General features: G+C 62.2%; 24 protein-coding genes. 16 read left to right on the plus strand and 8 right to left on the minus strand.

What is annotated here, in order from left to right:
- Positions 1 to 12: 12 nt before the first annotated feature.
- The 3 genes from E0D86_RS17760 to E0D86_RS17770 form a co-directional block, all read right to left on the minus strand.
- The gene (locus tag E0D86_RS17760; RefSeq protein ID WP_131651370.1) at positions 13 to 498 is read right to left on the minus strand and encodes a curli production assembly protein CsgB; all 486 of its coding nucleotides are present in this window, start codon (positions 496 to 498) and stop codon (positions 13 to 15) included.
- Between the two features lie 110 nt (positions 499 to 608).
- Positions 609 to 1,022, minus strand: a complete 414-nt coding sequence (locus E0D86_RS17765; protein ID WP_131651371.1) for a CsgE family curli-type amyloid fiber assembly protein — start codon at positions 1,020 to 1,022, stop codon at positions 609 to 611.
- Positions 1,010 to 1,594 (minus strand): response regulator transcription factor, encoded by a 585-nt coding sequence (locus E0D86_RS17770; RefSeq protein WP_131651496.1) that lies wholly within the window; start codon positions 1,592 to 1,594, stop codon positions 1,010 to 1,012. The genes E0D86_RS17765 and E0D86_RS17770 overlap by 13 nt, the downstream gene beginning before the upstream one ends.
- A gap of 277 nt (positions 1,595 to 1,871) precedes the next feature.
- Here E0D86_RS17770 and E0D86_RS17775 point away from each other — a divergent pair, with 277 nt between their 5' ends.
- The 3 genes from E0D86_RS17775 to E0D86_RS17785 all read left to right on the plus strand — a co-directional run bounded on the left by E0D86_RS17775 (position 1,872) and on the right by E0D86_RS17785 (position 4,500).
- The gene (locus E0D86_RS17775) at positions 1,872 to 3,569 is read left to right on the plus strand and encodes an OPT family oligopeptide transporter (protein ID WP_131651372.1); all 1,698 of its coding nucleotides are present in this window, start codon (positions 1,872 to 1,874) and stop codon (positions 3,567 to 3,569) included.
- Between the two features lie 204 nt (positions 3,570 to 3,773).
- The gene (locus E0D86_RS21465; protein WP_177493066.1) at positions 3,774 to 4,088 is read left to right on the plus strand and encodes a hypothetical protein; all 315 of its coding nucleotides are present in this window, start codon (positions 3,774 to 3,776) and stop codon (positions 4,086 to 4,088) included.
- A gap of 127 nt (positions 4,089 to 4,215) precedes the next feature.
- Positions 4,216 to 4,500 carry a hypothetical protein gene (locus E0D86_RS17785; protein ID WP_131651373.1) on the plus strand — a complete coding sequence of 95 codons (285 nt, stop codon included), beginning with the start codon at positions 4,216 to 4,218 and terminating at the stop codon, positions 4,498 to 4,500.
- 57 nt (positions 4,501 to 4,557) lie between these two features.
- Here E0D86_RS17785 and serA read toward each other — a convergent pair whose 3' ends face one another.
- On the minus strand, positions 4,558 to 5,787 hold the full coding sequence (gene serA, locus E0D86_RS17790; protein WP_131651374.1) for a phosphoglycerate dehydrogenase: 1,230 nt from the start codon (positions 5,785 to 5,787) through the stop codon (positions 4,558 to 4,560).
- A gap of 196 nt (positions 5,788 to 5,983) precedes the next feature.
- Between serA and E0D86_RS17795 the strand changes: the two genes are divergently transcribed.
- The 3 genes from E0D86_RS17795 to E0D86_RS17805 all read left to right on the plus strand — a co-directional run bounded on the left by E0D86_RS17795 (position 5,984) and on the right by E0D86_RS17805 (position 9,135).
- Positions 5,984 to 7,378 carry an FAD-binding oxidoreductase gene (locus tag E0D86_RS17795; protein ID WP_131651497.1) on the plus strand — a complete coding sequence of 465 codons (1,395 nt, stop codon included), beginning with the start codon at positions 5,984 to 5,986 and terminating at the stop codon, positions 7,376 to 7,378.
- A gap of 71 nt (positions 7,379 to 7,449) precedes the next feature.
- On the plus strand, positions 7,450 to 8,115 hold the full coding sequence (locus E0D86_RS17800; protein WP_131651375.1) for a fumarylacetoacetate hydrolase family protein: 666 nt from the start codon (positions 7,450 to 7,452) through the stop codon (positions 8,113 to 8,115).
- A gap of 105 nt (positions 8,116 to 8,220) precedes the next feature.
- Positions 8,221 to 9,135: an SdiA-regulated domain-containing protein gene (locus E0D86_RS17805; protein WP_131651376.1), complete on the plus strand. Its 915-nt coding sequence runs from the start codon at positions 8,221 to 8,223 to the stop codon at positions 9,133 to 9,135.
- A gap of 149 nt (positions 9,136 to 9,284) precedes the next feature.
- Here the strand turns inward: E0D86_RS17805 and rpiA are convergent, their stop codons facing one another.
- The gene (gene rpiA / locus E0D86_RS17810) at positions 9,285 to 9,956 is read right to left on the minus strand and encodes a ribose-5-phosphate isomerase RpiA (RefSeq protein WP_131651377.1); all 672 of its coding nucleotides are present in this window, start codon (positions 9,954 to 9,956) and stop codon (positions 9,285 to 9,287) included.
- 170 nt (positions 9,957 to 10,126) lie between these two features.
- Here rpiA and ilvA point away from each other — a divergent pair, with 170 nt between their 5' ends.
- The 4 genes from ilvA to E0D86_RS17830 are packed head-to-tail and all read left to right on the plus strand — an operon-like array spanning position 10,127 to position 13,835.
- Positions 10,127 to 11,641 carry a threonine ammonia-lyase, biosynthetic gene (gene ilvA, locus E0D86_RS17815; RefSeq protein ID WP_371924090.1) on the plus strand — a complete coding sequence of 505 codons (1,515 nt, stop codon included), beginning with the start codon at positions 10,127 to 10,129 and terminating at the stop codon, positions 11,639 to 11,641.
- Between the two features lie 21 nt (positions 11,642 to 11,662).
- Positions 11,663 to 12,103, plus strand: a complete 441-nt coding sequence (locus E0D86_RS17820; RefSeq protein WP_131651379.1) for a DUF2269 family protein — start codon at positions 11,663 to 11,665, stop codon at positions 12,101 to 12,103.
- Entirely contained in the window at positions 12,103 to 13,371 is a 1,269-nt protein-coding gene (locus tag E0D86_RS17825; protein ID WP_131651380.1) for an SDR family oxidoreductase, read from the plus strand. The genes E0D86_RS17820 and E0D86_RS17825 overlap by 1 nt, the downstream gene beginning before the upstream one ends.
- Positions 13,368 to 13,835, plus strand: coding sequence for a DUF2269 domain-containing protein (locus E0D86_RS17830; protein ID WP_131651381.1), 468 nt, complete (start codon positions 13,368 to 13,370; stop codon positions 13,833 to 13,835). Before E0D86_RS17825 ends, E0D86_RS17830 begins: the two co-directional genes overlap by 4 nt.
- Here the strand turns inward: E0D86_RS17830 and E0D86_RS17835 are convergent.
- Positions 13,832 to 14,485: an HAD family phosphatase gene (locus E0D86_RS17835; protein WP_131651382.1), complete on the minus strand. Its 654-nt coding sequence runs from the start codon at positions 14,483 to 14,485 to the stop codon at positions 13,832 to 13,834. The genes E0D86_RS17830 and E0D86_RS17835 overlap by 4 nt on opposite strands.
- 179 nt (positions 14,486 to 14,664) lie before the next feature.
- On the opposite strand from E0D86_RS17835, the gene E0D86_RS17840 reads away from it, so the two are divergent.
- Entirely contained in the window at positions 14,665 to 15,144 is a 480-nt protein-coding gene (locus E0D86_RS17840) for an RNA pyrophosphohydrolase (protein WP_131651383.1), read from the plus strand.
- A gap of 19 nt (positions 15,145 to 15,163) precedes the next feature.
- Entirely contained in the window at positions 15,164 to 17,437 is a 2,274-nt protein-coding gene (ptsP, locus tag E0D86_RS17845; protein ID WP_131651384.1) for a phosphoenolpyruvate--protein phosphotransferase, read from the plus strand.
- 150 nt (positions 17,438 to 17,587) lie between these two features.
- On the opposite strand, the gene E0D86_RS17850 is transcribed toward ptsP, so the two are convergent.
- Entirely contained in the window at positions 17,588 to 18,346 is a 759-nt protein-coding gene (locus E0D86_RS17850) for an NRDE family protein (protein WP_131651385.1), read from the minus strand.
- A gap of 112 nt (positions 18,347 to 18,458) precedes the next feature.
- On the opposite strand from E0D86_RS17850, the gene E0D86_RS17855 reads away from it, so the two are divergent.
- From E0D86_RS17855 to E0D86_RS17870, 4 genes are all read left to right on the plus strand, one after another.
- On the plus strand, positions 18,459 to 19,241 hold the full coding sequence (locus E0D86_RS17855; protein WP_131651386.1) for a sulfite exporter TauE/SafE family protein: 783 nt from the start codon (positions 18,459 to 18,461) through the stop codon (positions 19,239 to 19,241).
- A gap of 10 nt (positions 19,242 to 19,251) precedes the next feature.
- Positions 19,252 to 20,052 carry a prolipoprotein diacylglyceryl transferase gene (gene lgt / locus E0D86_RS17860; protein ID WP_131651387.1) on the plus strand — a complete coding sequence of 267 codons (801 nt, stop codon included), beginning with the start codon at positions 19,252 to 19,254 and terminating at the stop codon, positions 20,050 to 20,052.
- Between the two features lie 106 nt (positions 20,053 to 20,158).
- Positions 20,159 to 20,953 (plus strand): thymidylate synthase, encoded by a 795-nt coding sequence (locus tag E0D86_RS17865; RefSeq protein ID WP_131651388.1) that lies wholly within the window; start codon positions 20,159 to 20,161, stop codon positions 20,951 to 20,953.
- Between the two features lie 91 nt (positions 20,954 to 21,044).
- Positions 21,045 to 21,815, plus strand: a complete 771-nt coding sequence (locus tag E0D86_RS17870; protein WP_131651389.1) for a ParA family protein — start codon at positions 21,045 to 21,047, stop codon at positions 21,813 to 21,815.
- A 1-nt stretch (position 21,816) separates the two neighbouring features.
- On the opposite strand, the gene E0D86_RS17875 is transcribed toward E0D86_RS17870, so the two are convergent.
- The gene (locus E0D86_RS17875) at positions 21,817 to 22,797 is read right to left on the minus strand and encodes a branched-chain amino acid ABC transporter permease (RefSeq protein ID WP_131651390.1); all 981 of its coding nucleotides are present in this window, start codon (positions 22,795 to 22,797) and stop codon (positions 21,817 to 21,819) included.

A 22,797-nucleotide genomic window follows, 5' to 3' on the forward strand; every position in this document is an offset into this window, starting at 1 on the left:
TTTCAATTGTTATTAGTGTTGGACGATCTGAACGCGCTGCCCGCTTCCGTATTGAATGACGCTACTGCTCAGGCCGCTGCCGAGCTGTTCGATGCTGGCATTGTTGTCGGAGCCCACCTGGGCGATCGCGGCCTGGTTGTCGCTGCCGATCTGGCTGATGTCAGCCATGTTGCCTTGGCCGATCTGAAGGATGGTGGCCAGCTGGTTTTCGCCCTGCTGGAGAATGAAGGCCTGCTGGTCGCTGCCTTGCTGAACGATGCTGGACAGCTGGCTCTCGCCGAGCTGGTTGAGATCGGCCAGGTTGTCGCTACCTTGCTGCAGCACGTGCGCGGTCTGGCCATCGATCAGCTGTGGAGCAAGCGCCGTCGGATTGCTCAGGCCCAACGAACCGACGGCCAAGTCGGCGTTGTCCATCAGATCGGCGGCGTGAAGGGGGATGTTGGCAGTCAGCAGGAGGGCGGCGAACAAGCCGCGACGAACAAGCGCTAGACGTTCCATGCAGGCACCTCGAAATAGTGCTCGGATTCTTGATTGGCGGAGCGGGGCTGAACATCCATCGAACGGTGCAAAAAGGGTCAGCGGCGACGTGCGGTGCGGATTAATCCCTTTCATAGTTCGTCCCGATCCATGTCGAAGGTGTCCTGAAGCAGGTTTTGCAGCTTGCTGCGGCTGATGTCCTCGAGGATTACCCGCGCAGCGTCCTCTGCAATCGCCTCGATTTCGGTCATGTTCGGTTGTAGAAACCGGCGATAGACGGTACGCGGCCCATATTCCACCCAGACCAGGCTGCCCCAGCGCGCCGAGGGGCGCTCCCGAACGACCAGGTCGTTTTCCAGCTCTTCGGCGTCCTGCAGCTGGAAACTCAGATACCGGTGAAAGTCATGGCCGAAGCGGGAGATGGTGTTGTCGATGATCAACCCGCTCAGTTCCGCCTCGCTCCTAGCTTGGGCCGCTTGCTGCTCCTCTGCCTGCAACGGGCCGAGCAGGCAGCACAGCAGCAGGCCGAGTGTCAGGCGTGACATGACTCGGACCAGTCCAGCCGGCCACGTAATAGGAATGCCGCCTCGGCACGGTTGGAGGCGCCAATCTTGCGCAACAGGTTGTGAATATGGCTCTTGATGGTATGTGGGCTCAGGCACAGCTGTTCGGCTATCTCGGCATTGGACAGCCCTTTGCCCGCCAGGCTGAGAATCTCGCGCTCGCGCAAGGTCAATGACGGTTTGCTACCGGCCATCTGGCGCATGCGTCGCCACTGGCTGAGCAGGCGCTCGGTCAGGACCCGCGGTAGCCAGTCGCCGCCATCGAGCAATACCTGGATGCCATCGAGCAGGTGCTCTCGCGTGGCGTGGCTGTAGAACACGCCACGAATGCCGGGGTGCTTGTCGACGAGCTGTTCGGCCTGTTCCGCAGCGATGTTCACCAGCGCAACGGGGGTTTGCTCGTCGAGCTGATCGATGAGTGTCGAAAGTTGTTCGGTCTGGCTGTTGCCCGCGTCGACCAGATAGAGATCGCTGGCGCCTCTGGAAACCTCTTCGAGCCGGTTAAGCGATACGTCCAGCTGGGCCTGCTCACCGAGAAAATGCTTGAAAAACAATCCCAAAAGCTCATTGCCGGTAAGCAGGGTGACGGTAGGCTGATGGGCTTCCAGGTGGGTGAGGTCCGCGTCGTCCATGTTCGATCCTTGGTATGGGCCGTTATGCTGCCGATGAAAAGTTACTAAACGACCGGCCGAAAATGCCGAAGTTCAGCGTTCAGGTGGGGATTAGGCTGGCATCTGCGTCCGGATGACGACAACCCGACGGACGGTTAAGGAAACGGCCAATGGGTTGAATTGACTAAGGTGAGTCAATCACCCATAGGATGGAGTCGGCATGAGCGGACCCACACGTGAACTCACATTCCGCGCATTGCTCACCGGCTTGCTGCTAGGCGCCGTGCTGACGCCTTCGAATATATATTCGGGATTGAAGATCGGCTGGTCGTTCAACATGTCGATCATCGCGTTGCTGGTTGGCTTCGCCTTCTGGCAGAGCCTGTCGAGGATGCTGGGTCGGCCCGCCTGGACATTGCACGAGAGCAATATCAACCAGACCACCGCGTCGTCCGCGGCCTCGATCATCTCCAGTGGCCTGGTGGCGCCGATCCCGGCTTATACCCTGATGACCGGCCAGCAATTCGAAACTCTGCCGCTGATGGCCTGGGTGTTCTCGGTCAGCTTTCTCGGTATCTGGGTCGCCTGGTATCTGCGACCGTCTCTGATAGTCGAGGCACAGCTGCGCTTTCCCGAAGGCATGGCGACGCTGGCGACCATGCAGCAGATCTACAGCCATGGAGCCGAAGCGGCTCGGCGTCTGCTGGTGCTGGGTTCGGCGGCAGCGCTGGCGGCCGCGGTCAAGCTGCTGGACAGCCTGTTGTGGACCTTGCCGCGCTGGGCGCCGAGTGGACAGCTGGAGCGCCTGACCTTCAGTCTGGAACCATCGCTGTTGCTGGTGGGGTTCGGCGGAATCATAGGGTTGCGCGTCGGCCTGTCGTTGCTGCTCGGCGCGGTGATTGCTTGGGGAATGCTCGCGCCGTGGTTGGTCGCGGAAGGCTTGGTGGCGATGCCTGCGGATGCCAGCGGGCCGCAATTCGCGTTGCTGATCGAGTGGCTGTTGTGGCCGGGGGTCAGCCTGATGGTCTGCGCCACGCTGACCTCGCTCGGGCTGCGTCTGCTGCGCGCGCGCCGGGATTCGGAGCGCCGTCTGCGGCTACGTCGGCCGGCTGCGCTGCCGCTGATCGGGCTGGTAGTGGCGGCGGGGTTGGTCGTCGCGCTGCAGATATCTCTGTTCGGTATCCATGTGCTCATGGCTGCATTGTCGATTCCCCTGGCGTTGTTGCTGGCAATGGTGGCGGCGCGGGTAGTCGGCGCCACCGGCATCCCGCCGATCGGCGCCATCGGGCAGCTGTCGCAGCTGAGCTTCGCTGTGATTGCGCCCGGCCAGGTGGCGATCAATCTGATGAGCGCCAACACCGCCGGCGGCGCGGCGGGGCAATGCACTGACCTGCTCAACGACTTCAAGGTGGGCCATGCCATCGGTGCGGCGCCGTCGCGGCAGGCGATCGCGCAGTGCCTGGGAATCCTGATGGGCAGCCTGGTGGGGGTGTTGGTCTATCAGGTGCTGATCCCCGATCCGCAGACGATGCTGATCACGGCTGAATGGCCCGCACCGGCCGTCGCCACCTGGAAGGCGGTAGCCGAGGCGCTGACGGCGGGATTGAGCTCAATCGGCAGCGACATTCGCTGGGCGATTTTATGCGGTGCGCTTGCCGGCGTGCTGCTGGGCACGCTGGAAGGATCGCTGCCGGCCTGGCGTCTGCGCTGGCTGCCGAGTTCCGCGGCGCTGGGTCTGGCATTCATCATCCCGGCTTCTATTTCGCTGATGATGACGCTTGGCGCGCTGCTGGCCTGGCTGTTCGCGGCACGCTGGGGGCGTCTCGCCGAACGGTTTGTCATCGTCGCGGCAGCCGGACTGGTGGCGGGCGAGAGCATGGCCGGAATCGGCATCTCCTTGGCGCAATTGCTGAGCTGACGCGGAGCTGCGTTTGCTGATGATGGTGTTATCGCAGCGTCGATCAACGGTGACGCCATTGAGTGACTGACGAACGGTTGCCAGCAGCGAGAGCGCTAGCTCGCACCTTTGCGCCGCAGGAAAGAATTTGTAATGCGCCCGGCGCAACCCCTGTGCCTAGCGGGTGCCCGAATAGAGGTAACGCCTCAAAAAAGGAGAGTGCACATGCAAACGAAAAAATTAGCGGCCTTGACCCTGGCCGGTTTGATGTCCACGGCTGTTTTCGCAGCAGGTAATGCTGATCATGACGGCACCACCCGCGGCGAAAGCATGAATGAATCGATGGATGGAACAATGACTGATGACACCCGTCCTGGAATGACCACCGGTACGGGTACCGGCACCGGAATGGGCACTGACGGAGGAGCCGGCGCTGGCACTGGTACCGGCGTCGGTGATACCACAGGCACCGGTGGCGGTGCTGGAACTGGAACCGGCACAGGCACAGGCACAGGTGGTACCGGCGGTGCGGGTAACTGATTTGGCCGCAACCAGATGAAAGCCCCGGCCTCCGGCTGGGGCTTTTTTGTTTGAGCAGCGCTGACGCCTATGTTTCGTTGAACCGCTGTCGCGCGAGGCGCCGAGCTGCCATTTTCAGGAGCGAGCCATGGACCTGCGTATTCCATTGTTTCTAGCAACCCTGGGGTTGGCGTCCACAGCTGTGGCGACCGGCACCGGTCCGACGCTGCCGGAGAAAAGCCGCGAACACCCGTTGGATAATCGCGAACCTCGGCAGGATGTCATCGAGCGGCAAGATGAAAGTGAATCCCTGCCGCGACCGCCGACGCTCGAAGCGCCGCCGCAAATACAGCCGGTCGAGCCGATCGAACAGCGGCCCCAATCGGATCCCGAGCGCCGCGGAGCCGACACCGGCTCCACACCGACGAGCTGAACGCTGCACACAAAAAAGGGAGGCCGCAGCCTCCCTGATTATTCACTCGCTGTTCGCTTAGAACAGTACGCGGCTGCGGATGGTGCCGTTGACGTGCTGGAGTTTTTCCAGGGCCAGGTCGGAATATTCCTTGTCCACGTCGATCACCACGTAGCCGACCTTCTCGTTGGTCTGCAGGAACTGACCGCAGATATTGATGCCGTTGTCGGCGAAGACCTTGTTGATCTCGCTCATCACGCCCGGAATGTTCCGGTGGATGTGCAGCAGGCGATGCTTGCCCGGGTGCGACGGCAGCGCCACCTCAGGGAAGTTGACCGAAGACACGGATGTACCGTTGTCGCTGTACTTGACCAGCTTCTCCGACACTTCCAGGCCGATATTCGCCTGGGCTTCGGCAGTGGAACCACCGATGTGCGGCGTGAGGATGACGCGATCCAAGCCACGTAGCGGGCTTTCGAACACTTCGTCATTGGACTTGGGTTCGACCGGGAACACGTCGATCGCAGCGCCGATCAGATGCTCGTCCTTGATCGCAGCGGCCAGGTGATCCAGTTCGACCACGGTACCGCGCGCGGCATTGATCAGGATGCCGCCCTTCTTCATGGCGCGGATTTCCTTCTCGCCGATCATCCACTGGGTGGAGGGCAGTTCCGGCACGTGCAGCGAGACGATGTCGCACATGCCCAATAGCTCGTACAGCGAGCCGATCTGGGTCGCATTGCCCAGCGGCAGCTTGGTCACGACGTCATAGAAGTACACCTGCATGCCCAGGCTTTCGGCGAGTACCGACAGCTGCGTGCCGATCGAGCCGTAGCCGATGATGCCCAGCTTCTTGCCGCGGATTTCGAAGGAGTTGGCCGCCGACTTGATCCAACCACCACGATGGCAGGAGGCGTTCTTCTCGGGAATGCCGCGCAGCAGCAGGATGGCCTGGGCCAGTACCAGTTCGGCCACCGAGCGGGTGTTGGAATAAGGTGCGTTGAACACCGCGATACCGCGCTCGCGGGCGGCATTGAGATCGACCTGGTTGGTGCCGATGCAGAAGCAGCCAACGGCGATCAGCTTCTTGGCGCAGTCGAAGACCTCTTCGGTGAGCTGGGTGCGCGAGCGGATACCGATGAAGTGGGCGTCCGCGATCTTTTCCTTCAGCTCGCTCTCGGACAGCGCGGTCTTGAGGTACTCGATATTGGAGTAGCCTGCGGCCTTGAGAGTGTCGACAGCGTTCTGGTGCACGCCTTCGAGGAGAAGGAACTTGATCTTGCTCTTGTCGAGAGAGGTCTGGCTCATCTGCGTTAAAACCTTAAGGCCGAGGGATAACTGAAGTGTCCAGCGAGGGCTGGCCGACCCGGTATTGGCGGTGTCGGAAGTCTGCCGAGGCACGTCTTAAAGGGGCTCGTATGCTAGCATACGGCCCCCTCGAAACACCCATATCCTGAGCTGAAGCGTACTCAGGGTGACCATGAATCGAATGAGAGTTCACATGATGACCGATGCTGTCCTGATCGATGAGCTGAAGACCCTGGTCGAGCCCGGCAAGGTACTGATCGATGCCGATTCGCTTAGTACCTATGGCAAGGATTGGACCAAGCACTTCGCCCCGGCGCCCTCGGCCATCGTTTTTCCGAAGACCGTCGAGCAGGTGCAAGCCATCGTACGCTGGGCCAATGAGCGCAAGGTCGCGCTGGTGCCGTCGGGGGGGCGAACCGGGCTATCCGCAGCGGCCGTGGCGGCCAACGGCGAGGTGGTGGTCTCCTTCGATTACATGAACCAGATCCTGTCGTTCGACGAAATGGACCGCACCGTGGTCTGCCAGCCGGGCGTGATCACCGCGCAGCTGCAGCAGTTTGCCGAGGACAAGGGCCTGTACTACCCGGTGGATTTCGCTTCGGCCGGCTCCAGCCAGATCGGCGGCAACATCGGCACCAACGCCGGCGGCATCAAGGTGATCCGCTACGGTATGACCCGCAACTGGGTGGCCGGGCTCAAGGTCGTTACCGGCAAGGGCGACCTGCTGGAACTGAACAAGGACCTGATCAAGAACGCCACCGGCTATGACCTGCGTCAGCTGTTCATCGGCGCCGAGGGTACGCTGGGCTTCGTGGTCGAGGCGACCATGCGCCTGGAGCGCCAGCCGACCAACCTCACCGCCATGGTGCTGGGCACGCCGGACTTCGATTCGATCATGCCGGTGCTGCATGCCTTCCAGGACAAGCTGGACCTGACGGCCTTCGAGTTCTTCTCCGACAAGTGCCTGGACAAGATTCTCGGCCGCGGCGATATCCCGGCTCCCTTCGAGACCCGCGCGCCCTTCTATGCGCTGCTGGAGTTCGAGGCCACCACCGAAGCGCGCGCCGAGCAGGCGCTGGCGACTTTCGAGCATTGCGTCAATGAGGGCTGGGTGCTCGACGGCGTGATGAGCCAGAGCGAGCAGCAGCTGCAGAACCTTTGGAAGCTGCGCGAATACATCTCCGAGACCATCAGCCACTGGACGCCGTACAAGAACGACATCTCGGTCACCGTCTCGAAAGTGCCGGCCTTCCTTGCCGACATCGATGCCATCGTTACCGGCAACTACCCGGATTTCGAAGTGCTCTGGTACGGTCACATCGGCGACGGCAACCTGCACCTGAACATCCTCAAGCCCGAAGCGCTGTCCAAGGACGAGTTTTTCGACAAGTGCGCTTCGGTCAACAAGTGGGTATTCGAGACGGTCGAGAAGTACAACGGTTCGATTTCCGCCGAACATGGCGTCGGCATGACCAAGCGCGACTACCTGGAATACAGCCGTTCGCCGGCAGAAATCGCTTATATGAAGGCGATCAAGGCGGCGTTCGATCCGAACGGCATCATGAACCCCGGCAAGATATTCGCGGTATGAAGTAGGGCGGGTGTAACCCGCCAAGGGCATCGGCGGGTAGCACCCGCCCTACGGATCAAAAAGGATCTCCCATGACCTACAAACACCAGTACACCGATGGCACGCCGATCCATTACCCCCTGGGCAAGGTGGTCTGCATCGGCCGCAATTACGCCGAGCATGCCAAGGAACTGAACAATCCGGTGCCCACCGAGCCACTGCTGTTCATCAAGGCCGGCAGTTGCACGGTGCCGCTGGACAGCGGTTTCAGCATCCCGAGCGACCGCGGCGCGGTGCATTACGAAGCGGAAATCGCCGTGCTGATCGGCAAGCCGCTGTCGCGCAAGCCGAACGAGGAAGAGGTCCGCGATGCTATCTCCGGCTTCGCTCCGGCGCTGGACCTGACCCTGCGCGACGTGCAGGCGAAGCTCAAGGAAAAGGGCCACCCGTGGGAGATCGCCAAGAGCTTCGACGGTGCCTGCGTATTAGCGCCGTTCGTGCCGGGCGATGCGGTGCAGGATCTGACCGACATTGGTATTCGCCTGAGCATCAACGGCGAAGTGCGCCAGAACGGTAGCAGCAGCCAGATGCTCAATGCCGTCCTGCCGCTGCTGCAACACATCGCCGGGCATTTCAGCCTGCAACCGGGCGACGTGGTGCTGACCGGCACACCGGCGGGCGTCGGCCCGCTGAACCAGGGCGATCAACTGGTGCTCGAGCTCGTCGGGTTGTCTCGCTTCGAGAGCCACGTGCTCTGATCCAGTCCGGCCGGATGCGTGCACAACGTCCGGCCACATTTTCCATATCGCCATCTTCCTGGCTCGTGCTGTAATCCGGCGCCTCGTTCTTGTGTCGGTCCGTTCATGCCAGCCAAATCCTCACGCCGTTCCCGTCTGCGCCTGTTCCTTTATGTTCTGCTGGGTTTCACCGTTGCCACGATAGCCGTCGCTGGTTTGCTGCTGCATTGGGACGATCAGCTGAAACTCTACTGGCAGGAACAAACTACGGATGCCGAGCAACGCGCGGCGAGCATCTGGCTGCCTGATTACGAGCTGGTGCTGGAAACCACCCTGACCGGCCTGGAAGAGGACGAAACCTCGGGCCTGACCTGGAATCCCGCAACCGGCACCCTGTTTACCGTCACTGGGCAGAACCCGCAGCTGGTCGAATTCACTGCGGGCGGGGTGGTGCTCCGGCGCGTGCCGCTGACTGGCTTCTCCGATCCCGAAGCGGTCGAAGCGTTGGACGACGGGCGCCTGGGCATCGTCGACGAGCGCCGCCGGCTGGTAGCGGTGTTTCAGCTTGCCCCAGGTGTGGAGAGCCTGGACCTCGAGAATCTTGCCGTCTATGACCTGGGCTTCGATGACGCGGGCAACAAGGGCTTCGAGGGGCTGGCCTGGAATCCGCATACCCGGCGAATGCTCTTAGCCAAGGAGCGTGACCCGCAAGGCTTGTTCGAGCTGCCATTTCCCGGCGAAGACGGCGCTGCCGGTGCGCTCGAAGCCCTACCGGGGCAGGATTTGCTGGTACGCGACATTTCGTCGGTGGCCATTGACCCGCGCACAGGCCATACCCTGATGCTTTCCGATGAATCGCGCTTGCTGGTCGAGCTGGATCTGCTGGGTCGACCACGCAGCTTCATCAGCCTGTTCAGCGGGCTCAACGGCCTGGTTGATGGCATCGGTCAGGCCGAAGGCGTGGCCATGGATGCGCAAGGCACCATCTACGTGGTGGGCGAGCCGAATCGGTTTTATGTGTTCAAGCGCAAGGGGCGGTAAGGGCGCCGGAGCCTGAAGCTAACGCTCGATCGCTCCCATGCGCTGCGTGGGAGCGCAGTTCGCGACGCTCCGCGTCGCAGGGACGCAGAGCGTCCTCGGTTCGCGGTTCCCACGCAGGAGCGTGAGGAACCATCATCCGGCCTTGGGCTTCAGCGCTTCAGCGTCTTCACCCCATCCTTGGTTCCCAGCAACAGAACGTCCGCCGGGCGCGCGGCGAACAGGCCGTTGGTTACCACGCCGACGATGTTGTTGATCTGCGCTTCGACATCCGGCGCGAAGCCGATCATCAGGTTGTGCACGTCGAGGATGACGTTGCCGTTGTCGGTCACGACGCCATCACGATAGACCGGGTCACCGCCCAGCTTTACGAGTTCGCGTGCCACATGGCTGCGCGCCATGGGGATGACTTCCACCGGCAGCGGGAACTCGCCGAGGCGCTCGACCCGCTTGCTGCCATCGGCGATGCAGATGAAGGTCCGCGCCACCGCCGCGACGATTTTCTCGCGAGTCAGGGCCGCACCGCCGCCCTTGATCAATTCCAGGTGGTCGTTGGCCTCGTCGGCGCCGTCGACATAGAACTCCAGCTCGGCGACCGAGTTGAGGTCGTAGACCGGGATGCCGTGGCCTTTCAGGCGTTCGGCAGTTGCCTGCGAGCTGGCCACGGCACCATCGAAGAAACCCTTGTGTTTGGCCAGCAGGTCGATGAAGAAGTTGGCGGTCGAGCCGGTGCCGACACCAATGATGCTGCGGTCGTTGAGCTGCGGAACGATGAGGTCGACGGCGGCCTGGGCGACGGCCTGCTTGAGTTGATCCTGGTTCATGACGTATGCGTCCGGTCGGGAGGGGCGAGGCGCAAAAGTATAGCGAGGCCGTGACGGCGGGTCTTGTTCGGTGGGGTTGTAATGGCGTTTTGCGTGCCGATTGTCGGTGGTCGGCGGGTTTTGTGCGGGGTAGACTCGTTGGCCCCGCAATGCCCGCCAAGATGCTCATCATGCTCGAACAGTACGTCAAAAAGATCCTCACCTCGCGCGTCTATGACGTCGCCGTCGAAACTCCGTTGCAGCCCGCTCGTCAGCTTTCCGAGCGGCTCGGTAATCAGATTCTGCTCAAGCGCGAGGATCTGCAGCCGGTGTTTTCCTTCAAGATTCGCGGCGCCTATAACAAGCTGGCGCAGCTCTCGCCCGAGGAGTTGGCGCGTGGCGTGGTCACCGCCTCGGCCGGCAACCATGCCCAGGGGCTAGCGCTGGCCGCGCGTGAACTGGGGATCAAGGCGACCATCGTCATGCCGCGCACTACGCCGGAGCTCAAGGTACAGGGCGTGCGCGCCCGTGGCGGCAAAGTGGTGCTGCATGGCGATGCGTTTCCCGAGGCGCTGGCCTACTCGCTGAAGCTGGTTGAAGAGAAGGGCTACGTCTATATCCATCCCTATGACGATCCGCACGTGATCGCCGGACAGGGCACCGTGGCGATGGAAATTCTCCGCCAGCATCAGGGCCCGCTCGATGCGGTGTTCGTGCCGGTGGGTGGCGGCGGTCTGATCGCCGGCGTGGCGGCTTACATCAAATACCTGCGACCGGAAACCAAGGTCATCGGTGTCGAACCGGACGATTCCAATTGCTTGCAACAGGCGATGGCGGCGGGCGAGCGCGTGGTGCTGTCGCAGGTGGGGCTGTTCGCCGATGGTGTCGCGGTGGCCCAGATCGGCGAGCACTGCTTCGAGGTTTGCAAAGATTATGTCGACGAGGTGATTACCGTCAGCACCGATGAGATTTGCGCGGCGATCAAGGACATCTACGATGACACCCGCTCGATCACCGAGCCGGCGGGCGCTCTCGCGGTGGCTGGGATCAAAAAGTACGTCGAGCGCGATGGCGTGACCAAGCAGGTGCTGGTAGGTGTCGATTCGGGTGCCAATGTCAACTTCGACCGCTTGCGGCACGTCGCCGAACGCGCCGAGCTGGGCGAGAAGCGCGAGGCGATCATCGCCGTGACCATCCCCGAGCAGCCGGGCAGCTTCAAGGCGTTCTGCGAGGCCCTCGGCAAGCGTCAGATCACCGAATTCAATTACCGCTATCACCAGGATCGCGAGGCGCACATTTTCGTTGGCGTGCAGACGCATCCGGAACACGATCCGCGCGCGGCGCTGGTTGAAGGGCTGCGGGCCAAGGGCTTTCCGGTGCTCGATCTCACCGACAATGAACTGGCCAAGCTGCACACGCGTCACATGGTGGGTGGGCATGCGTCCGGCGTCAGCGACGAGGTGGTGTTTCGCTTCGAATTTCCGGAGCGGCCGGGTGCGCTGTTCAACTTCCTCAATAACCTGGGTGGGCGCTGGAATATTTCGATGTTCCATTACCGCAACCACGGCGCGGCGGATGGTCGCGTGGTGGCGGGTATGCAAGTGCCGGCCGACGAGCGCCACCTGCTGCCGGCCGCGCTGGACAAGATCGGCTATCGCTACTGGGACGAGACGGACAACCCGGCCTATCAGCTATTTCTCGGCTGACCAGCCGTACCGTGAGGATCCATGGAACATTATCAACTGCTGAATATCGTGCACGCCGCGCTGGCGATCATCCTGACGCTCGGTCTGATTGCCCACATCGCAATGCTGTGGAAGGCCTGGCGGCGTGCCGACTCGGCCGTGCTGCAGCAGAAGCTGCGAAGAACGCGCCTGATGTCGCTGCCGCTGCTTGCAGTAATGGCGTTGTCGTTGCCTGTGACCGGCTGGTGGCTGGCGCATTTGGCCGGCTTTCCGCTCGGTCAGCTGTGGTTGCTCGCCAGCTCGGTGCTGTTTTTGCTGCTGGTGCCGCTCGGGTTGTTGCTCAGCGGTCGTCTGCGGGCCTGGCAGGGGCTGGGTGACACTCCGGCGCCTTCGTCGCTTCCGCGTTTTGCGCTGGTCTATGCCGGCCTGATCCTGCTAATTCTGATCGCCATCATGGGCCTGATGGGGGCCAAGCCGGTCTGATGCGCATCCTGCTGGTGGGTGCCGGGGGCTTCATTGGTCGGCATCTGCTGCGGGCGTTGCATGCCGAAGGCCATCAGCTGTTCGCGACTTCGCGTTTGGGGCAGGGCACCGAACTCCCCGGGGTGCGCTGGCTGCCGCTGGAGCTCGCCAATCTGTCCAGCCAGCCTGACCATTTCGACTGGCCGGGCGGTATTGACCTGCTCATCAACGCCAGCGGCGTACTCAGCGCTGACGCGCATCACCTTAGCGAAGTGCAGGATCGTGGCGTACGTGCGCTGTTCGATCTTGCGGTACGTAACGGCGCGCGCATTCTTCAGCTGTCCGCGCTGGGTGCGGGAGAGCAGTGGGATGTGCCTTTTCTGGCCAGCAAGGCCGCTGCCGACGACTACCTTCTTTCATTGCGAGTGCCCGCCGTGGTGCTGCGTCCATCGCTGGTGCTTGGCGAGGGCGGGGCGAGCAGCAGCTGGCTGAGTCGTCTTTCGCCCTGGCCGCTGATTCCGTTGCTCGATACCCAGGCGCGGGCGCAGCCGCTACATATAGATGATCTTGTCGCGGCGGTACTTGGATTGCTGCGCCAGTGGCCGGAGCAGCCTTGCATCGTGTCGCTGGTGGGCCCTGAAACGATGACCCTGCCGCAGTTGATCGATCGGCTGCGTGCCGCCCAGGGCTGGCATCCGGCGCGCTACGTCCAGGCCCCGGCAGTGCTTGTCGGCTTGGGTGCACGGCTCGGTAATCGGCTGGGTTGGCGCGCGCTCAATTCCCAGACGTTGATACTGGCTCAACGCGACAACCTCGCTCCGTTGGATGCGATGAAAACTATCTGTGGCTGCGCAGCGGCGCCGTTGGCGAGCCGGCTGATCGACTGGCCTCGACGCGAACAGAGCGTGGCCATGGCGTTGCGTCCGTTGCTGCTCGCGACGCTAGTGCTGATCTGGCTGGGCACCGCGCTGGTCTGCCTCGGCCCGGGCTACGACTGGGGACTGCGCATCATGGCCGAGATCGGCGTGCAGGGCTGGCAGGCCGCCGCCGCGGTGATCGCTGGTGCGCTGGCAGACGCCGCGCTCGGGGTTGGTCTGTTGCTGCGGTGCTGGCGCCGTCACGCCCTGCGTGCGCAGCTGGCATTGATGCTTGGTTACATGCTGATCATCAGCCTATGGCTGCCACATTACTGGTTCGATCCGTTCGGCGCGGTGGCCAAGAATATGGTGCTGCTGGTCGCTACCTTGTGGCTGCTGTGGACCGAGCCAGTATCGGAGAAACGACGATGAGCCTGTATCTGTTGCTGAAGACGCTGCACATCTTGTCCTCGACGGTGCTGTTCGGCACCGGGCTGGGGTCGGCTTACTACAGTTGGCGCGCCTGGCGTAGTGGGAAGGTCGAGGTGATCGCGGTGACCTTTCGCCATCTGGTGTTCGCCGACTGGGCATTCACCGCGACTACGGCGGTCATCCAGCCGGTCAGCGGATTGGCATTGGTGCATCTGGCAGGCTTCGACCTGAGCCAGCCCTGGCTGATGTGGAGCATTGCGCTCTATTTACTGGCCGGTGCCTGCTGGCTGCCGGTGGTGTGGCTGCAGATCCGCGTGCACAAGCTGGCTGAGCAGGCACTGCGCGACGGCACGCCGTTGCCAGCCGAGGCGTTCCGTTACATGCGCTGGTGGTTCGCCCTCGGCTGGCCGGCGTTCATCTCGTTCGTCGTGATCTTCTACCTGATGGTGGGCAAGGGTGCCTAGCGCAGGCTGATAATGCCCCAGCCGCGCTGCTGCGCGATCTCACGCAGGGTCGGGTCGGGATCGACCGCAACCGGATGGCTGACCCGCTCGAGCAGCGGCAGGTCGTTGCGCGAGTCGCTATAGAAGTAAGCGTCATCCAGGCTCTGGTCGTTTTCCTCCAGCCAGCGCTCGATCCGCGTGACCTTGCCTTCCTGAAAACAGGGCACATCGGTGAGGCGACCGGTATAGCGACCGTCGGCCATCTCGCATTCGGTGGCCAGTAGCGTATCGACGCCCAGGCGCTTGGCGATCGGCCCGGTGATGAAGCGGTTGGTGGCGGTGATGATCACCACCCGATCGCCAGCCTCGTGATGTTGGCGCACCAGCGCCTCGCCCTTGGCCAGCACGATGGGTTCGATATGGTCGCGCATGAACTCGCCGTGCCACTGCTCCAGCTGCGCCATCTCGCTGCGCCCCAGCAGCTCCTGGCAGAAGTTCTGATACGCCAGTACGTCCAGCTCGCCGGCCAGATAATCCTGATAGAAGGCATCGTTGCGCGCCCGGTAATCGGTAGCGTCGACCAGGTTGCGCTGGCAGAGGAATTCGCCCCAGGCATGGTCGCTGTCACCGGCCAGCAGGGTGTTGTCGAGATCGAATAGAGCCAGGCGCACGCTGCGTTCCTCGGAGCGATGAAGGGACGCGAAGCATAGCGGGATTGCCCGGCGCATGGCACCTGCAAGGCGTCGAACGGACCCCGGAGACGGTTGATGATCGGCATGCTCAGCGCGCTTTCTGCTTATCGTCTTTTTGTGGAACAATGCCGCCACATGCGTTTGCGAGGTTGTATGCCGTGATCGACTCCGATGGTTTTCGCCCCAATGTCGGCATCATCCTGACCAATGATGACGGGCAGGTGTTGTGGGCCCGGCGGATTAATCAGGACGCCTGGCAATTTCCGCAGGGCGGTATCAATCCGCGTGAGACGCCGGAAGAGGCGCTTTACCGCGAACTCAACGAAGAAGTCGGGCTGGAACAGCAGGACGTGAAGATCCTCGCCTGCACGCGGGGCTGGCTGCGTTATCGTCTGCCGCAACGCCTGGTGCGTACTCATAGCCAGCCGCTGTGCATAGGACAAAAGCAGAAGTGGTTTCTGCTGCGTTTGACCGGCGCCGAGGACCGGGTGCGCATGGATCTAACCGGCAAGCCCGAATTCGACGGTTGGCGCTGGGTCAGCTACTGGTATCCGCTGGGCCAGGTGGTTACCTTCAAGCGCGAGGTTTATCGTCGCGCCTTAAAAGAACTCGCCCCGCGCCTGATGGCGCGGGACTGACGGGAGAAAGCCTCTGAGCATGCTCGGCACGCTGCGCAAGATTGTCCAGGAAGTGAATGCCGCCAAGGACCTCAAGGCGGCATTGGGCATTATCGTGCTGAGAGTTCGTGAGGCTATGGGCAGCCAAGTCTGCTCGGTCTATCTGCTTGACCCCGAGTCTGGCCGTTTCGTCCTGATGGCCACCGAGGGCCTGAACAAGAAAGCCATCGGCAAGGTCAGCATGGCCCCGAACGAGGGCCTGGTCGGTCTGGTCGGTACCCGTGAGGAACCGCTCAATCTCGAGCACGCCTCCGAGCATCCCCGCTACCGCTATTTCGCCGAAACCGGAGAGGAGCGCTACGCCTCGTTCCTCGGTGCGCCGATCATCCACCATCGGCGGGTGATGGGCGTGCTGGTCATTCAGCAGAAGGAACGGCGCCTGTTCGACGAGGGCGAAGAAGCCTTCCTCGTGACCATGAGCGCGCAGCTTGCGGGCGTCATCGCCCATGCCGAGGCGACCGGCTCGATTCGTGGCCTCGGTCGGCAGGGCAAGGGCATTCAGGAAACCCGCTTCATCGGCATTCCAGGTGCGCCGGGCGCTGCCGTGGGAACAGCGGTGGTGGTGCTGCCACCGGCCGATCTGGACGTGGTGCCGGACAAGACGATCAATAACATTCCGGCCGAGCTCGAACTGTTCGAAACCGCGCTCGAGGCGGTGCGCGCCGATATGCGTGCGCTGTCGGAGAAACTCGCCACGCAGATGCGCAAAGAAGAGCGCGCGCTGTTCGACGTTTACCTGATGATGCTCGACGACTCCGCTCTCGGCGGCGAGGTAACCAAGGTCATCCGCACCGGCCAATGGGCTCAGGGGGCCTTGCGCCAGGTGGTCGGTGATCACGTCACACGTTTCGAGATGATGGACGATGCCTATCTGCGCGAGCGTGCCTCGGACGTCAAGGATATCGGCCGGCGTCTGCTCAGCTATCTGCAGCAGGCACGCCAGCAGACCCTGACCTACCCGGACAAAACGATTCTGGTCAGCGAGGAGCTGTCCCCGGCCATGCTCGGCGAAGTGCCGGAAGGCAAGCTGGCGGGCATGGTGTCGGTGCTGGGTTCGAGCAACTCCCATGTCGCCATCCTGGCGCGTGCCATGGGCATTCCCACGGTGATGGGGGCGGTGGACCTGCCGTATTCGAAGGTCGATGGCATCGAGCTGATCATCGACGGTACGCGCGGCGAAATCATCACCAACCCGGCCAAGGTGCTGCGCGAGCAATACCTCGTCCTCGCCGAGCAGGAGCGTCAGCTCTCCGAAGGCCTGGACATTCTGCGCGAGTTGCCCTGCGAAACCACCGATGGCGTGCGCATTCCGCTGTGGGTCAATACCGGTCTGCTGGCCGACGTGGTGCGTGCGCAGGAACGCGGCGCCGAAGGCGTCGGTCTGTATCGCACCGAAGTGCCCTTCATGATCAAGGAGCGCTTCCCCAGCGAAAAGGAGCAGATGGCGATCTATCGCGAGCAGCTGGAGGCCTTCCATCCGCTGCCGGTCACCATGCGCACCCTGGATATCGGGGGCGACAAAAGCCTGCCGTATTTCCCGATCAAAGAAGAGAATCCTTTCCTCGGCTGGCGCGGCATCCGCGTCACGTTGGATCACCCCGAGATCTTCTTGCTGCAGACCCGCGCGATGCTCAAGGCCAGCGCCGGGTTGAACAACCTGCGCATTCTGCTGCCGATGATTTCCGGCACTCACGAGCTGGAAGAAGCCCTGCACCTGATCCACCGTGCCTGGGGCGAGGTGCGGGATGAAGGCACGGACGTCGAGATGCCGCCAATAGGCGTGATGATCGAAGTGCCGGCGGCGGTCTATCTGACGCGCGAGCTGGCGCGCCAGGTGGACTTCCTTTCGGTGGGTTCGAATGACCTGACGCAGTATCTGCTGGCGGTCGACCGCAACAATCCGCGCGTCGCCGATCTCTACGATTATCTGCATCCGGCGGTACTCGAGGCGTTGCAGCGCATCGTTCGCGAGGCTCACGACGAGGGCAAGCCGGTGAGCATCTGTGGCGAGATGGCCGGTGACCCCGGTGCTGCCATCCTGCTGCTGGCGATGGGTTTCGACAGCCTATCGATGAACGCCACCAACCTGCCGAAAGTGAAGTGGCTGCTGCGCCAGATCAGTTCATCCATGGCTCGCGAGCTGCTGGCCAAGGTGATGGTGATGGACAGCCCGCAGGTGATTCACGCCACGGTGCAGCTGACCCTGCGTAACCTTGGCCTGGATCGCATGGTCAACCCGTCGGCGGCGATCTAGGTCCTGAATCAGGGGCTTGGCTGTTCAATCTGCCGGCGCTTTTACCGCCGGATTGCGTAACCGAGCCTCGCCTTAGTCCTGCTATGACTCGTCTCGGCGCCTGGCCCTTGTACGAAATTCATTCGCCAGCTCTTGAACGAACTTCAGACCCTAGCCCAGCAATGACGGGAGACTGATGTGGCTCTCGCCTAGCGCACCGGCTGGGCCGAAGCGGCGCTCGATGATCTCCGCCGAGCCATCGGCGCGGCGAAGCAGTGCGGTGCTTGCGCGGGTTCCGTAATCGGCGCTGGCGATGAACACGCTGGACAGCCTCTTTTCCCATTCGTACGGCACGCCGGTGTTGGGCAGGTCGGCGTCTGCGGCAAGCTGCGCGTCGCTCAACAGCCGGAGCAGATCATCCGCTTTCGGTGCCCCCAGGCATTCATGTAGTGCCGAGCGGGCCCGCATCAGTTTCGGCCAGGGTGTGTTCAGCGCCGCGTTGGATAATCCGTAGATGCCGGCGGACAGCTGTTCCGGTATTCCGGTGTGCGAATTGAGATACCAGAGTTCATGCGCGTCGCCTACCAACAGATTGAATCCGGAATAGTGCTGCAGGTTGCCGGCCAGCTCGATTAGATACGCCTCAGGCGACAGCTGGCCGAGTAGAAAGCGCTCCGGCAACTCGCCCCGTGAACGTGTTCCGAGAGGTGAGCCAGGCGCCCGAATATTCGTCAGCGCGGCGAAACGACCAGCAGGCCCTACGCCCATCCAGGTACCGCCGGCCTGCAGATCTCGCCCCGCGACGATGTGCGGCGCGTCGTCCCAATAGCCCAGAGGCTGGCTGGGGCGCGCATGAAACTCGTCACGGTTAGCCGCGACGATCAGCGGTAGCGCATGGGTCGGGCGCCAGGCGAATACGATCAGGCACATAGGCTTGCTCAGCTGAAAGCTTGAAGCCATAAGCTTGAAGCCAAGCAGCCCGGATCGGCAACCTGTTCCAGCTTTTCAGCTACCATGCCGCTTTGTTTTTTGGGACGGTCCGATGGAGTTCGTGCTTTATCTGCTGCTGGGCGGATTCGCTGGAGTGCTGGCCGGGCTGTTCGGTGTTGGTGGCGGGATGATCATCGTCCCGGTGCTGGTATTTAGCTTCACCCTGCAAGGTTTCGATCCGCTGGTGCTCACTCATCTCGCTGTCGGCACATCGCTGGCGACGATCATCTTCACTTCGCTGAACTCGATCCTGGCCCACCACCGCAAGGGCGCGGTGCAATGGCCGGTGGTGCTGTGGATGACCTTCGGCATCCTGCTCGGCGCTGCGTTGGGCAGCGTTACTGCCGCCTCGATTCAAGGGCCGATATTGCAAAAAATCATCGGCGTGTTCGCCATAGCCATGGCGATCCAGATGGCCTTCTCGTTGCAGCCCAAGGCCAGCGGTGGCGTGCCCGGCAAGCCTGGGCTGACGCTGGCGGGGGTGGTGGTTGGCTGGGCTTCGGCGATCTTCGGGATTGGCGGGGGCTCACTGACAGTGCCCTTCCTCAGCTGGCGCAGCGTGCCGATGCAGCAAGCCGTCGCGACGTCCGCGGCCTGCGGTTTACCCATCGCCCTCGTCGGCGCGTTGAGTTTTGTAGTGGTCGGCTGGCAGGATGCGCATCTACCGGAATGGAGCTTCGGTTTCGTCTATCTGCCGGCAATGGTGGGTATCGCGATAACCAGCATGTTCTTCGCCCGCATCGGTGCGCAGCTGGCGCATCGGCTGTCGGCGCCGATGCTCAGGCGCCTGTTTGCGCTGTTGCTGCTTTGCGTTGGTATCAACTTCTTGATCTGAGGAAACCCGGATGTTGCCTTATCCGCAGATAGACCCAGTAGCTGTCTCGCTCGGACCGCTGCAGATTCACTGGTACGGCCTGATGTACCTGATCGGCATTGGCGGCGCCTGGCTGCTCGCGTCGCGCCGGTTGCACCGCTTCGAACCCAGCTGGAACAAGGACAAGCTTTCCGATCTTGTCTTCTGGGTCGCCATGGGCGTGATCGTCGGCGGGCGGCTGGGCTACGTGCTGTTCTACGATCTGGCTGCCTACCTCAACGACCCGAGTTTGATCCTGCAGGTCTGGAAGGGCGGCATGTCGTTCCATGGCGGCCTGATCGGCGTGTTGCTGTGCACTTGGATCTTCGCGCGGCGTAACGGCAAGAGCTTCTTCGAACTGATGGATTTCATCGCGCCGTTCGTACCCATCGGCCTGGGCGCCGGACGCATCGGCAACTTCATCAATGCCGAGTTGTGGGGCAAGGCGACGGATGTGCCCTGGGCGATGGTGTTCCCCACCGATCCGCAGCAACTCGCGCGGCACCCCTCGCAGCTCTACCAATTCGTACTGGAAGGCGTGGCGCTGTTCGTCATTCTCTGGATTTATTCGAGCAAGCCGAGGCCAACCATGGCGGTGTCCGGGCTGTTCGCGGTGTGCTACGGCATCTTCCGCTTCATCGTCGAATTCGTGCGGGTGCCCGATGCCCAACTCGGCTACCTGGCCTTCGGCTGGCTGACCATGGGGCAGGTATTGTGCGTGCCGATGGTGCTGATCGGCCTCGGCATGATCGCCTGGGGCTACCGCCACGAGCCGGCCAAGGCGTCGGCCTGACGCCATACGCCCGGCTTGTCGCCAAGCGCAAGACAAGCCGGGCGCCGGCTCTTACTATTCACAGGTTTCCTTTCACCGCGCCTCGGCGCCCGCTTCGAGCCCATCGATGAAACAGTATCTCGACCTGATGCGCCATGTGCGCGAGAACGGCACTTTCAAGAGCGATCGCACCGGCACCGGCACTTACAGCGTGTTCGGCCATCAGATGCGCTTTGACCTGGCCGACGGTTTCCCGCTGGTGACCACCAAGAAATGCCACCTCAAATCCATCATTCATGAGCTGCTGTGGTTCCTGCAGGGTGATACCAACGTGCGCTATCTGCAGGAAAACGGCGTGCGCATCTGGGACGAATGGGCCGACGAGAATGGCGAACTCGGTCCGGTCTACGGTTACCAGTGGCGCAACTGGCCGGCGCCCAATGGGGAGTCGGTCGACCAGATCGCCAAGCTGATTGACATGATCAAGAGCAATCCAGACTCCCGCCGGCTGATCGTATCGGCCTGGAACCCGGCGCTGGTCGACCAAATGGCACTGCCGCCGTGTCATGCGCTGTTCCAGTTCTATGTCGCCGACGGCAAGCTCAGCTGCCAGCTGTACCAGCGCTCGGCAGACATCTTCCTCGGCGTGCCCTTTAACATCGCCAGTTACGCACTGCTGACGCTGATGGTGGCGCAGGTCTGCAATCTGCAGCCGGGCGAGTTCATCTGGAGCGGCGGCGATTGCCATCTGTACGCCAATCATCTGGAGCAGGCCGATCTGCAGCTGACGCGTGAGCCGCTGCCGCTGCCGACGATGAAGCTCAATCCCGAGGTCAAAGACCTGTTCGCCTTCCGTTTCGAGGATTTCGAGCTGGTCGGCTATGAAGCGCATCCGCACATCAAGGCGCCCGTGGCGGTTTGATATCGGACTTTGGTCGGGTTCTTCCTGGGCGATAACCTGACTGTCACATTTGCGCTATAGACTCGACCGATTGTGTTTCGGGAGGTCGGGCATGCGCAGGGTAGTGTTCAATCAGAAAGGCGGTGTCGGTAAGTCCAGCATTGCCTGCAATCTCGCGGCGGTGAGCGCGGCCGAGGGCTATCGCACCTTGCTGGTGGACCTCGATGCCCAGGCCAACTCCAGTCATTACCTTAGCGGATTGGCAGGGGACGATCTGCCCACCGGCATCGCCGACTACTTCAAACAGATATTGGCCGGCGGCGCGGCGGGAAAGAAGGCGCGACCGCCGATCAGCGAGACCCGCTTCGATAATCTGCATCTGGTCGGCGCCACGGCCGAACTGGCGGATCTGCAACCGAAGCTCGAAGCCAAGCACAAGATCAACAAGCTGCGAAAGCTGCTCGAAAGCCTCTCCGAAGAATACGAGCGGATCTATATCGACACGCCGCCGGCCCTCAATTTTTTCACGGTATCGGCATTGATTGCGGCGGACCGTTGCTTGATTCCGTTCGACTGCGACAGCTTTTCTCGCCAGGCGCTGTACAGCCTGCTCGACGAAATCGAGGATTTACAGGAAGACCATAACGAAGGGCTGGAAGTCGAGGGCATCGTAGTCAATCAGTTTCAGCCGAGGGCGGCGCTGCCGCAGCAGATGATCGACGAGCTGTTGGCCGACGGCTTGCCCGTGCTACCGGTGCATCTGATGAGTTCGGTGCGGATGCGTGAGTCGCATCAGGTCTGCGTGCCGCTGATTCATTTCGATCCGCGGCACAAGCTGACCCAGCAGTTCGTCGCGCTGCACGCGCATCTGGAAGGCCACTGATTCACTCGTCGCGCGAGCCTTCGATCTTGCGTCCCAATCGAGAGGCATACAGCTCGCCGATGATGCCGCGGCGGAAGATCAGCACGCAGACCATGAAGATGATCCCGGTCACCAGCGTGACCGGCAGCTCGGAGGTGGCGAAGTAGTTGCCCAGCGTAGTCACCAGCGCAGCGCCGAACACCGGACCGACCAGCGTGCCAATGCCGCCAAGCAGCGTCATTAGCACCACTTCACCAGACATCTGCCAGCTGACGTCGGTGAGGGTGGCGAACTGGAACACCAGCGCCTTCAACCCGCCGGCCAGCCCCGCCAGCGCCGCCGACATGACGAAGGCGCCCAGCTTGTAGCGGGACACCGAATAGCCGAGGGAAATGGCGCGGTTTTCGTTCTCACGAATCGATTTGAGGATCATGCCGTAGGGCGAGTTGATGATGCGCCAGATCGCCAACAACCCGAGCAGAAACACCGTCAGCACGAAGAAGTACATGCTCAGCGGTTCTTTCAGGTCGATCAGCCCGAACAGGTGGCCGCGCGGAACGCCCTGGATGCCATCTTCGCCGTGGGTGAAGGGCGCCTGCAGGCAAAAGAAGAAAAACATCTGCGACAGCGCCAGCGTGATCATCGTCGAGTAGATGCCTTGCCTGCGGATCGCCAGAAAGCCGATCACCAAGCCCAGAAACGCGGCGCCGACCACGCCGACCAGAATGCCCAGTTCCGGCGTCAGGCCCCATTCCTTGACCGCGTGGGCGGTGAAATAGGCGGCGCCGCCGAAGAATGCGGCGTGGCCGAACGAGAGAATGCCGGTGTAGCCGAGCAGCAGGTTGAACGCGCAGGCGAACAGCGCGAAGCACATCACCTTCATCAGGAATACGGGGTAGAAATACAGGGGCGCCAGTACCAGCGCGACGATGCCGAGAAGAATCAGAATCCTCTCGGCATTCCAATGCTTTCGCTTTGCTGCGGACGTTGCGGTCGCTTGCAT

Origin of the sequence: Pseudomonas sp. IC_126 (assembly GCF_004331835.1) — a bacterium.
GTDB lineage: Bacteria > Pseudomonadota > Gammaproteobacteria > Pseudomonadales > Pseudomonadaceae > Stutzerimonas.